Below are 11,061 nucleotides of genomic sequence, written 5' to 3' on the forward strand. Positions count from 1 at the left end.
ATCTTCGCTCCAACCAATAAAAAGCCCCGCACTTCTCGCGAAGGCGGGGCTTTTCAATGCCGCCGGATCAGAACAAGTCGATCGGCGCCTGTTCATCCGCCGGCAGCGGGCTACCCGGCACTGCGCCGTTACCCAGCTCATTCACCGACGGCGGCGTATCCTCAGCCTTGAACAGCTCGAAGTACGCTCCCGGCGTGCTCGGCGTCGCCGCACGGCCACTCACCGGATCCACGCGCAGGCTCAACAAGCCTTCCGGCTCAGGCTGCACGTGCGGTGGCTTGTCCTTCAGCGCCGCCGACATGTAATTCATCCAGATTGGCAGCGCCACCGTGCCACCGAACTCGCGACGACCAAGGCTTTCCGGCTGGTCGAAGCCTGTCCACACCGTGGTCACGTAATCGGCGTTGTACCCGGAGAACCACGCATCCTTCGATTCGTTGGTGGTACCGGTTTTGCCGGCGATGTCGCTGCGACCCATGGCCAGTGCGCGACGGCCGGTGCCGAGCTTGATTACGTCCTGCAACATGCTGTTGAGGATGTACGTGGTGCGGCCATCAACGATGCGCTCGGCGACGGCTGGCGTTTGCGGTGCCGCCGCAGTGCCCGGTGCTTCACCCGGCGTAGCGTTGACCGTGATCGCGTCAGTGTGCGGCGCGGCAATGCCGTCCGTTGCCGCAGCGCCCTGCGGCACGGTCGGCGGGTTGGCGACGAACAGCGTGTCGCCGTTACGGCTTTCGATCTTGTCGATCACATATGGCGTGATCTTGTAGCCACCGTTGGCGAACGTGCTCCAGCCGGTCGCGATCTCCATTGGCGTCAGCGTCGCAGTACCCAGTGCCAGCGACAGGTTCGGCGGCAGATCCTGCTTGTTGAAGCCGAAGCGGCTGATGTAGTCGATGGTCTTGCTCACGCCCATCGCTTGCAGCAAACGGATCGACACCAGGTTGCGCGATTTGTACAAACCTTCACGCAAGCGGATCGGGCCGAGGAAGGTATTGGTGTCGTTCTTCGGACGCCAGACCTTGTCCAGGTACTCGTCGACAAACACGATCGGCGCGTCGTTGACCAGCGTCGCGGCGGTGTAGCCGCTGTCCAGCGCGGCGCTATAAACGAATGGCTTGAAGCTCGAACCCGGCTGACGCTTGGCCTGCATGGCGCGGTTGTAGTTGCTCTGCTCGAAAGCGAAACCACCGACCAGCGAGCGGATTGCGCCGTTCTGCGGATCCAGCGAGACCAGCGCGCCTTGCGCCTGCGGGATCTGGCTGAATTTCAGCGAATTGTCTTTCTGACGCTGCACACGAACCAGATCGCCAACCTGCGCAACATCCGACGGCTGACGCGGATTCGGGCCCATGCTGTTGGTATTGAGGAACGGCCGCGCCCATTTCATGGTGTCCCAGGCCACGTGTTCTTCACCGGCGCGGGTCAGCACTTGCAGGCCGTTCTTGTCGACTTGCGTGACGATCGCCGGTTCGAGACTGCTGATGGTGCGTTGTTTGGTCAGCTCGCTGGCCCAGGCTTCGCGGGTCTTGCCCGGCAGGCGCGACTCAGGGCCACGGTAGCCGTGACGCTGGTCGTAAGTCATCAAACCTTCGTGCAGCGCGGTGTTGGCCATTTCCTGCAGGTTGCTCGGCACCGTGGTGGTGACGCGGAAACCCTCGGTGTAGGCGTCGCTGCCATAACGGCCGACCATTTCGGCACGGGCCATTTCGGCGATGTACGGTGCGTTCACTTCCGGGGTCGGCACGTGATAACTGGCGTTCAGCGGCTCGTTGATCGCAGCGGTGTAATCCGCTTCGGTGATCTTGCCGAGCTTGTACATGCGCCCGAGGATCCAGTCGCGGCGTTCTTTACTGCGCGTCGGGTTGGCCAGTGGGTTGAAGCGCGACGGGGCTTTCGGCAGGCCGGCGATCATCGCCATCTGCGCCAGGCTGATATCGCGGATCGACTTGCCGTAATACACCTGCGCCGCCGCCTCGATGCCGTAGGCGCGGTTACCCAGATAGATCTTGTTCACGTACAGCTCAAGGATTTCATCCTTGGTCAGCTGTCGCTCGATCTGCAGGGCCAGAAGGATTTCGGTAGTTTTGCGCGAGAAGCTGCGTTCGCTGGTCAGGAAGAAGTTCTTCGCCACCTGCATGGTGATGGTGCTGCCGCCGGACTGAATGTGGCCGCTTTTGACCAATTGCGTCGCGGCGCGCATCAGGCTGCTCGGATCGACGCCGTAGTGATTGGCGAAGTTGTCGTCTTCAGCACTTAGTAACGCATTAATGAAATTGGGCGGAATGTCGGCGAAACGGATCGGAGTACGGCGCATTTCGCCAAATTCTGCGATCAACTTGTTATCGCTGCTGTAGACCCGCAATGGAATCTGCAACTGAATGCTTCTCAGGGCCTCCACAGAAGGCAAACCCGGACTAAGGTAAAGATAGGCGCCGCTGAGACCTAAAAGCAGTCCGCAGAAAACGGCGACGATGGACCAACCGAAAAATTTCAGCAGACGAATCAAGGCGTTTGGACATCCAGGGCAAAGAATGAATTTGGCGACGGGGTTCCGGCTACACACAGAACGCCCGCGCAGGCAGTAAAAAGCGGAAAAAATCGCTGGGCATTATAAGCACTTTTCCGCCGGAGGCGTCATTGGCGCGTCTGTCAAGGTGGGGTCAGGGAACGCAATGCGTATTACAGAGTCCGTAACTCACGGAAAGTCATAGGGAATTGGTAGTGCTAGGACTCTTCAATAAAAAGACCAATACGTTACTGGGGATCGACATCAGCTCCACCTCGGTAAAACTGCTGGAGCTGAGCCGTCAGGGCGATCGCTACCGGGTCGAGGCGTACGCGGTAGAGCCGTTGCCGGCGAATGCCGTGGTCGAAAAAAACATCGCCGAACTCGAAGGCGTGGGCCAAGCCCTCAGCCGGGTGCTGGTCAAGGCGCGCACCGGGCTCAAGAGCGTGGCGGTGGCGGTGGCCGGATCAGCGGTGATCACCAAAGTCATCGAAATGGACGCCGGACTTTCCGACGACGAACTGGAAAACCAGCTCAAAATCGAAGCCGACCAATACATTCCCTATCCCTTGGATGAAGTCGCCATCGATTTCGAAGTCCAGGGCGTTTCGCCGCGCAATCCAGAACGGGTCAACGTGCTGCTGGCCGCCTGTCGCAAGGAAAACGTCGAAGTCCGCGAAGCAGCGCTGGCCCTCGCCGGGCTCACCGCGCGGGTGGTGGACGTCGAAGCCTATGCGCTGGAGCGCTCGTTCGGCCTGCTCTCCACGCAACTCGCCGCCTCGCAAGAGCGCCTCACCGTGGCAGTGGTCGACATCGGCGCGACCATGACCACCCTCAGCGTTTTGCACAACGGCAAAATCATTTATACCCGCGAGCAACTGTTCGGCGGGCGTCAGCTCACTGAGGAAATCCAGCGCCGTTACGGTCTGACCGTCGAACAGGCGGGGCTGGCGAAAAAGCAGGGCGGCTTGCCCGACGACTATGTCAGCGAAGTCCTGCAGCCGTTTCGCGAAGCGCTGGTGCAGCAGGTTTCGCGCTCGCTGCAGTTTTTCTTCGCCTCCGGGCAGTACAACGCCGTCGATCACATTCTGCTGGCCGGCGGCACGGCGTCGGTGCCGGGGCTCGATCGCCTCATCGAACAGCGCTTGAATACGCCGACGCAAGTGGCCAATCCGTTTTCCGACATGTCCCTGAGCAGCAAGGTCAACGCTGGCGCCCTGGCCAGTGATGCGCCGGCCCTGATGATTGCCTGCGGGCTCGCGCTCAGGAGTTTTGACTGATGGCGCGGATCAACCTTTTACCGTGGCGCGAGGAGCGCCGTGAAGAGCGGCGCAAACGCTTCCTGCTGGCGCTGACCGGGGTCATCGTCGGTTCGGTGGGCGCAGTGTTTATCGCCGATCAGGTGATCAGCGCGGCGATCGATCGACAAGTGGCGCGCAACGATTACATCGGCAAACAAATTGCCGTGGTCGACGAACGGATCAAGCAGATCAGTGAACTCAAGGCCCATCGCCAGCAACTGGTCGAACGCATGCGCATCATCCAGGACTTGCAGGGCAACCGGCAGGTCAGCGGGCGGATCTTCGATCAACTGGCGCGGACACTGCCCGACGGCGTGTATTTCACCCAAGTGAAAATGCTCGGCAAAACCCTGTCGATCAGTGGCGCGGCGGAGTCGAACAACCGTGTCTCCGAGTTGATGCGCAATCTTGACGCCTCCGACTGGTTCGATGCGCCGAGCCTTAATGAAGTCAAAGCCACCTCCGCTGATCAAGTGGAACAGGCCAACGTCTTCCAGTTAACCGTTCGTCAGACTCAGCCGAAGACGACGGAGGACGAGCCATGAAGCCGTCCGAATGGCTGGACAGCCTGCGCAACATCGACTTCAACGATCTCGACACCAGCAACATCGGCTCGTGGCCAGCTGCGGTAAAAGCCATGGCCGGCGCATTGCTGATGATTCTGGTGCTCGCGCTGGGCTACAACTTTTTTATCAGCGACATGCAAGACCAGCTCGCCCTCAAGCGCGAAGAGGAAGCCACGCTAAAGGAGCAGTTCGCCAGCAAGGCGCATGTCTCGGCCAATCTCGAGCTGTACACCCAACAGATGAAGGAGATGGAAAACTCGTTCGGCGTGCTGTTGCGGCAGCTGCCCAGCGACACCGAAGTGCCGGGCCTGCTCGAAGACATCACCCGCACCGGTCTGGGCAGCGGTCTGGAATTCGAAGAGATCAAATTGCTGCCGGAGGTCACCCAGCAGTTCTACATCGAACTGCCGATCCAGATCACCGTGACTGGCGCCTATCACGACCTCGCGACTTTCGTCAGCGGCGTCGCCGGTTTGCCGCGCATCGTCACCCTGCATGATTTCGAACTGGCGCCAGCCAATCCCGAAGGCGGGACGAAGCTGCGCATGAACATCCTCGCCAAGACGTACCGCTATAACGACAAGGGGCTGCAAAAATGAGCCCGCCACGCTATTTGGCCCTGTCGATGGCACTGCTCGCGCTCAATGGTTGTGGTGGCAGCAATGACTTCAGCGACCTTGATGCCTACATGAATGAAGTGCGACTGCGCCCGCCGGGGAAAATTGAACCAACCCCGACATTCCGGTCTTACCCCACATTCACTTACAGCGCCGCCAACCTGCGCAGCCCGTTCTCGCGTCAGGTGCGCATCGATCTGGCCGGGCAAAAACAGGGTTCGCGCAACGTCAAACCCGACCCCAATCGGGTCAAGCAATACCTCGAAGGTTTCAACATCGAGCAGTTTGAAATGGTCGGCACCATCTCCAATGCCGGCGGCTCTTTCGCGCTGTTGCGCGGAGCCGGCGGCGTGCACCGGATGAAGGTCGGCGACTACCTGGGGCGCAATGACGGACGCATCGTCTCGATCAGCGCGACCCAGGTCGATGTGGTCGAGATCGTTCCCGATGGCGAAGGGGCCTGGCTGGAACGTCCGCGCACCATTCCTTTGAAAGAGCACTCATAGTGGAAGTCGAACAATGAACAGGATTTTCTCCACCCTCGGTTTTTCGCTATGGATAGCGTTGTTGTCACCGATGGTTATTGCGGCCAATCTGAAGACGCTGGACGTGGCGGCCTTGCCGGGTGATCGCGTCGAGCTGAAGCTGTCGTTCGACGGCCCGCCCCCACAGCCCAAGGGCTATACCACTGAGTCGCCGGCGCGGATTGCTCTGGACTTGCCCGGGGTTGCCAGCCAGTTGGCCAGCAAGAATCTCGATCTAGGCAGCGGTAATGCGCGCACGGCGACGGTGGTTGAGGCCAAGGATCGCACGCGACTGATCGTCAGCCTCACGCAACTGGCGCCGTATGACACGCGGGTCGAGGGCAATAATTTGTTCGTGGTGGTGGGGCAAGGTGTCCCGGCCGCAGCACCGCGTCCCGTTGCCGCGCCGCGCATTACGCCTGTTGCTGTACCGATAAAACCTTATGTCGCAAAAACCAAAGCCATTCGCGGCGTCGACTTTCAACGTGGTACGGCGGGCGAAGGCAATGTGGTCATCGATCTGTCCGACCCGACCATCGCCCCGGATATTCAGGAGCATGACGGCAAAATCATCCTCAGCTTCGCCCGCACGCAACTGCCGGAAAAGCTGCGCGTACGCCTCGACGTCAAGGATTTCGCCACCCCGGTGCAGTTCGTCAATTCCAGCGTCAGCGGCGATCGCGCGATCATCACCGTCGAGCCCGGCGGCACTTACGACTATTCAACTTTCCAGACCGACAACAAACTGACCGTCAGCGTCCGGCCGATGACCGTCGACGATCTGCAAAAGCGCAACGCTGATCGCCAGGCTTACGTCGGTGAAAAGCTCTCGCTGAATTTCCAGGACATCGATGTGCGCTCGGTGCTGCAACTGATTGCCGATTTCACCAACCTCAATCTGGTCGCCAGTGACACGGTGCAGGGCGGCATTACCTTGCGCCTGCAAAACGTGCCGTGGGATCAGGCGCTGGATCTGGTGCTGAAAACCAAAGGGCTGGATAAACGCAAAATCGGCAACGTGCTGCTGGTCGCGCCCGCCGATGAAATTGCCGCCCGGGAACGCCAGGAGCTGGAGTCGCAGAAGCAGATCGCCGAACTGGCGCCGCTGCGTCGTGAGTTGCTGCAAGTGAATTACGCCAAGGCAGCAGACATCGCCAAGCTGTTCCAGTCGGTGACCAGCGCCGAGGCGAAAATCGATGAGCGCGGTTCGATTACCGTCGATGAGCGTACCAACAACATCATTGCCTACCAGACCCAGGATCGCCTCGATGAGCTGCGACGGATCGTGGCGCAACTGGATATTCCTGTGCGTCAGGTGATGATCGAAGCCCGAATCGTTGAGGCCAACGTCGATTACGACAAAAGCCTCGGCGTGCGCTGGGGCGGCTCGATTCAGAACAAGGGCAACTGGAACGCCTCCGGGGTCAATGGCTCATCGACCACCATCGGCACGCCGGGCAGCACCAGCACCAACTCGCCGTTCGTCGATATGGGCACGGTCGGCAACACCTCTGGGATTGGCATCGCCTTTATTACTGACAACGTCTTGCTCGATCTCGAACTGACGGCGATGGAAAAGACCGGCAACGGTGAAATCGTTTCGCAACCGAAAGTGGTCACCTCCGACAAGGAGACCGCGAAGATCCTCAAGGGCACCGAGATTCCGTATCAGGAAGCCAGCTCCAGCGGCGCGACTTCGGTGTCGTTCAAAGAGGCGTCTTTGTCGCTGGAAGTGACGCCGCAGATCACCCCGGACAACCGCATCATCATGGAGGTCAAGGTCACCAAGGATGAGCCGGATTACCTGAACAAAGTGCAGGATGTGCCGCCGATCAAGAAAAACGAGGTCAACGCCAAGGTGCTGGTCAATGACGGCGAAACCATCGTGATTGGTGGTGTTTTCTCAAATACTCAAAGCAAGGTCGTAGATAAGGTGCCATTTCTTGGCGATGTGCCGTATCTTGGCCGCCTTTTCCGGCGTGATGTGGTTTCGGAGAAAAAATCCGAGCTGCTGGTATTTCTCACTCCGCGTATCATGAATAACCAGGCGATTGCTGTGAGTCGTTGATTCTGTGCGAAATTTGATTCTTGTAGGACCGATGGGCGCTGGTAAAAGCACCATCGGCCGGTTGCTGGCCAAAGAGCTGCGCCTGCCGTTCAAAGATTCCGACAAGGAAATTGAACTGCGCACGGGCGCCAATATCCCGTGGATCTTCGATAAGGAAGGCGAGCCCGGCTTTCGTGATCGTGAGCAGGCGATGATCGCCGAGCTGTGCGAGTTCGATGGCGTGGTGCTGGCGACCGGCGGCGGCGCGGTGATGCGTGATGCCAATCGCAAGGCTCTGCATGAGGGCGGGCGCGTGGTCTATTTGCACGCCTCCGTCGAACAGCAGGTCGGCCGCACCTCGCGCGATCGCAATCGGCCGTTGCTGCGCACCGCCAATCCCGAGAAAACCCTGCGCGATTTGCTGGCGATCCGTGATCCGCTGTATCGGGAAATCGCCGATCTGGTGGTGGAAACCGACGAACGGCCGCCGCGCATGGTAGTGCTCGACATTCTCGAACGTCTGGCGCAGCTTCCTCCCCGTTAAAGCATCGCTCGAAATGCGCTATCCTCGGCGTCCTGTCACAACCCGTCGCGGTTGTGGCGGCTGGCGGGCGGGCGGCGTCATACCCGCTATAGGCCGCAGATAACCAATAATTCAGGGCAGGATGCCTGCTTCCATCTTCACTGTGGGGACACATGCAGACACTCAAGGTCGATCTAGGCGAGCGCAGCTACCCGATTCATATTGGCGAAGGTTTGTTGGATCAGCCCGAGTTGCTGGCGCCGCATATCCATGGGCGGCAGGTGGCAATCATCTCCAACGAGACCGTTGCGCCGCTCTATCTCGAACGTCTGACCCGCAGCCTCGCGCAGTTCTCGGTGATCTCCGTGGTGCTGCCGGACGGCGAAGCCTTCAAGAACTGGGAAACCCTGCAACTGATCTTCGACGGTCTGCTGACCGCGCGTCATGACCGCCGCACCACCGTGATCGCCCTCGGCGGCGGTGTGATCGGCGACATGGCCGGTTTCGCCGCCGCCTGCTATCAGCGCGGCGTCGACTTCATTCAGATCCCGACGACGTTGCTGTCCCAGGTCGATTCGTCGGTGGGCGGCAAAACCGGTATCAACCATCCGCTGGGCAAGAACATGGTCGGCGCGTTCTATCAGCCGAACGTGGTGCTGATCGATACCGCCTCGCTGAAAACCCTGCCCGAGCGTGAACTGTCCGCCGGTCTGGCAGAGGTCATCAAGTACGGTCTGATCTGCGACGAACCGTTCCTCGGCTGGCTCGAAGACAACGTCGACGCCCTGCGTGCGCTGGATCAAAAAGCCCTGACTTACGCCATCGAGCGTTCCTGCGCGGCAAAGGCTGCGGTGGTCGGCGCCGACGAGAAAGAAACCGGCGTGCGCGCCACCCTCAATCTCGGCCACACCTTCGGTCACGCCATCGAGACCCACATGGGCTATGGTGTCTGGTTGCATGGTGAGGCCGTCGCGGCTGGCACGGTGATGGCGCTGGAAATGTCCGCGCGTCTGGGCTGGATCAGCGAAGCGGAACGTGATCGCGGCATTCGTCTGTTCCAGCGCGCCGGTCTGCCGGTGGTGCCGCCGACAGAAATGACTGAAGCCGATTTTCTTGAACACATGGCAATCGACAAAAAAGTGATCGACGGTCGTCTGCGCCTGGTGCTGCTGCGCCGGATGGGCGAAGCGGTAGTGACCGCCGATTATCCGAAAGAGGTTCTACAGGCCACGCTGGGAGCGGATTACCGCGCCCTGGCTCAGCTTAAAGGTTGAAAAGATTCCAATGACTAGTTTGCATGCCGACGAGGCGTTCCTCGGCCATTTCCAGTTAAGCCACGACCCCTTCGCGCCACGAGTGCCGGGTTTTAAATTCTTCCCGGCCCAGCGCAAACCGGTGCTGGGTCAGTTGCATCATCTGGCGCGTTACAGCCAGTTGCTGCTGGTCGTCACTGGCCCGCAAGGCAGCGGCAAGACCTTGCTGCGTCAGGCGCTGGTCGCCAGCACCAACAAGCAATCGGTACAGAGCGTGGTGGTTTCCGCCCGTGGCGCCGGCGATGCGGCCGGTGTGCTGCGTCAGGTTGCACAGGCGCTGAACGTCGCTCAGGCCGAAGTGGGCGCGATTCTGGATCAGGTGGTGCAACTCGCGCTGACCGGTCAGGAAGTCTATCTGCTGGTGGATGACGCCGAGCAGCTCGACGAATCCGCCCTCGAAGCGCTGATGGCGCTGGGTGCCGGCGCACCGGAAGGTCGCCCGCACGTATTCCTGTTTGGTGAGTCGTCGCTGATCGCGCAACTCGAGGCGTTGCACCTTGAGGAAGAGCGTTTCCACGTCATCGAACTGCAGCCGTACACCGAAGAAGAGACCCGCGAGTATCTCGACCAACGGCTCGAAGGTGCAGGCCGTGGTGTCGAACTTTTCACCGCGGATCAGATCTCTGATATTCACGAAAGCGCCGAGGGTTGGCCGGGCAACATCAACCAGGTCGCTCGCGATGCACTGATCGAAGTCATGATTGCCAGCCGCTCTGCGGTCAAGCGTCCAAGTATGGGGTTCAACATGCCGAAGAAACACGTATTGGCGATTTCTGCCGTCGTTGTGGTTGCGGTCGCCGCCGCCTGGCTGATGCCGGGTCGCAACAAGACACCAACTACCGGCGCTCCTGCCAATGAACAGGCGCAGTTGCCATTGGGTCAGGGCGGGGCGAACGGGGCTAATCCTTCCGTCGAGTTCGCCGGCAATACCCAACCGATGCCGCTGCCGCTGGTCGGCAACTCGCAACCGGTCATGCGTGGCCCGTTGGCTGAAGCGGCCGGAGGCATCACCGAAGGCGACGATGGCGTGCCGGTCGAAGGCTCCAACGCCACACCGCCGACCGTCACCACTTCCGCACCTCCGGCAGGCGTTCCGGCTGGCCCTGCGCCAACACCGGCTCCAGCCCCGGCCGCGAAGCCGACGCCAGCGCCAACCCAAATTGCTACCGCCAAGCCTGCTCCGGCAGCGCCTGCAGCGAAACCGGCTCCAGCGCCGGCCAAGCCAGCCGCTGCTGCCAAGCCTGCCGAGAAGCCGGTTACCGTGGCCAAAGCCGCCGGTGGCAGCTGGTACGCCGGTCAGCCGACCGGTAACTACGTGGTGCAGATCCTCGGCACCAGCTCGGAAACTGCTGCGCAAAACTTCGTCAAGGAGCAGGGCGGCGAGTACCGTTATTTCAAGAAAGTCCTCAACGGCAAGCCGCTTTACGTGATCACTTATGGCAACTTCGCCAATCGTGACGCGGCCGTTTCTGCCATCAAGGCCTTGCCAGCGAAGGTTCAGGCTGGTAAACCTTGGCCTCGCACTGTCGCCAGCGTCCAACAAGAACTGGCAACAACTCGCTGAAGATTCGGCGGCCTTACCCAGGCCGCCTCTCCAAGCACCTCAAAATTTCTGCAAGTGCGCGCTTCCTTCCAGGTCGCGTGCCTTGTGGTGTCTGCGT

General features: G+C 60.4%; 9 protein-coding genes. 8 read left to right on the forward strand and 1 reads right to left on the reverse strand.

What is annotated here, in order from left to right; genetic code table 11:
* Window positions 1-67: 67 nt before the first annotated feature.
* The gene (locus tag AD669_RS01610) at window positions 68-2,506 is read right to left on the reverse strand and encodes a penicillin-binding protein 1A (RefSeq protein WP_371262352.1); all 2,439 of its coding nucleotides are present in this window, start codon (window positions 2,504-2,506) and stop codon (window positions 68-70) included.
* A 218-nt stretch (window positions 2,507-2,724) separates the two neighbouring features.
* Between AD669_RS01610 and AD669_RS01615 the strand changes: the two genes are divergently transcribed.
* From AD669_RS01615 to AD669_RS01650, 8 genes are all read left to right on the forward strand, one after another.
* Window positions 2,725-3,789 carry a pilus assembly protein PilM gene (locus tag AD669_RS01615; protein ID WP_053116647.1) on the forward strand — a complete coding sequence of 355 codons (1,065 nt, stop codon included), beginning with the start codon at window positions 2,725-2,727 and terminating at the stop codon, window positions 3,787-3,789.
* A complete protein-coding gene (locus tag AD669_RS01620) occupies window positions 3,789-4,355 on the forward strand; it encodes a PilN domain-containing protein (protein ID WP_053116648.1) in 567 nt (188 codons plus the stop codon). The genes AD669_RS01615 and AD669_RS01620 overlap by 1 nt, the downstream gene beginning before the upstream one ends.
* Window positions 4,352-4,975 carry a type 4a pilus biogenesis protein PilO gene (gene pilO, locus AD669_RS01625; RefSeq protein ID WP_053116649.1) on the forward strand — a complete coding sequence of 208 codons (624 nt, stop codon included), beginning with the start codon at window positions 4,352-4,354 and terminating at the stop codon, window positions 4,973-4,975. Before AD669_RS01620 ends, pilO begins: the two co-directional genes overlap by 4 nt.
* Complete coding sequence (locus AD669_RS01630) at window positions 4,972-5,499, forward strand: pilus assembly protein PilP (RefSeq protein WP_053116650.1); 528 nt, start codon at window positions 4,972-4,974, stop codon at window positions 5,497-5,499. Before pilO ends, AD669_RS01630 begins: the two co-directional genes overlap by 4 nt.
* A 13-nt stretch (window positions 5,500-5,512) precedes the next feature.
* Entirely contained in the window at window positions 5,513-7,585 is a 2,073-nt protein-coding gene (gene pilQ / locus AD669_RS01635) for a type IV pilus secretin PilQ (protein ID WP_053116651.1), read from the forward strand.
* 4 nt (window positions 7,586-7,589) lie between these two features.
* Window positions 7,590-8,108 carry a shikimate kinase AroK gene (aroK, locus tag AD669_RS01640; protein ID WP_053116652.1) on the forward strand — a complete coding sequence of 173 codons (519 nt, stop codon included), beginning with the start codon at window positions 7,590-7,592 and terminating at the stop codon, window positions 8,106-8,108.
* A gap of 152 nt (window positions 8,109-8,260) precedes the next feature.
* Window positions 8,261-9,361 carry a 3-dehydroquinate synthase gene (gene aroB, locus AD669_RS01645; protein WP_053116653.1) on the forward strand — a complete coding sequence of 367 codons (1,101 nt, stop codon included), beginning with the start codon at window positions 8,261-8,263 and terminating at the stop codon, window positions 9,359-9,361.
* A 10-nt stretch (window positions 9,362-9,371) separates the two neighbouring features.
* A complete protein-coding gene (locus tag AD669_RS01650) occupies window positions 9,372-10,964 on the forward strand; it encodes an AAA family ATPase (RefSeq protein ID WP_053116654.1) in 1,593 nt (530 codons plus the stop codon).
* Window positions 10,965-11,061 lie beyond the last annotated feature (97 nt).

The sequence above is a fragment of the Pseudomonas sp. P1.31 genome, from assembly GCF_001269815.1.
Classification (GTDB): domain Bacteria; phylum Pseudomonadota; class Gammaproteobacteria; order Pseudomonadales; family Pseudomonadaceae; genus Aquipseudomonas; species Aquipseudomonas rustica.

Bases quoted from the DNA above. Each gene is read 5' to 3' on its own strand.
- AD669_RS01630 (WP_053116650.1), top strand. From the start codon at position 4,972: ATGAGCCCGCCACGCTATTTGGCCCTGTCGATGGCACTGCTCGCGCTC.
- aroB (WP_053116653.1), top strand. From the start codon at position 8,261: ATGCAGACACTCAAGGTCGATCTAGGCGAGCGCAGCTACCCGATTCAT.
- AD669_RS01650 (WP_053116654.1), top strand. From the start codon at position 9,372: ATGACTAGTTTGCATGCCGACGAGGCGTTCCTCGGCCATTTCCAGTTA.
- pilO (WP_053116649.1), top strand. From the start codon at position 4,352: ATGAAGCCGTCCGAATGGCTGGACAGCCTGCGCAACATCGACTTCAAC.
- pilQ (WP_053116651.1), top strand. From the start codon at position 5,513: ATGAACAGGATTTTCTCCACCCTCGGTTTTTCGCTATGGATAGCGTTG.
- AD669_RS01620 (WP_053116648.1), top strand. From the start codon at position 3,789: ATGGCGCGGATCAACCTTTTACCGTGGCGCGAGGAGCGCCGTGAAGAG.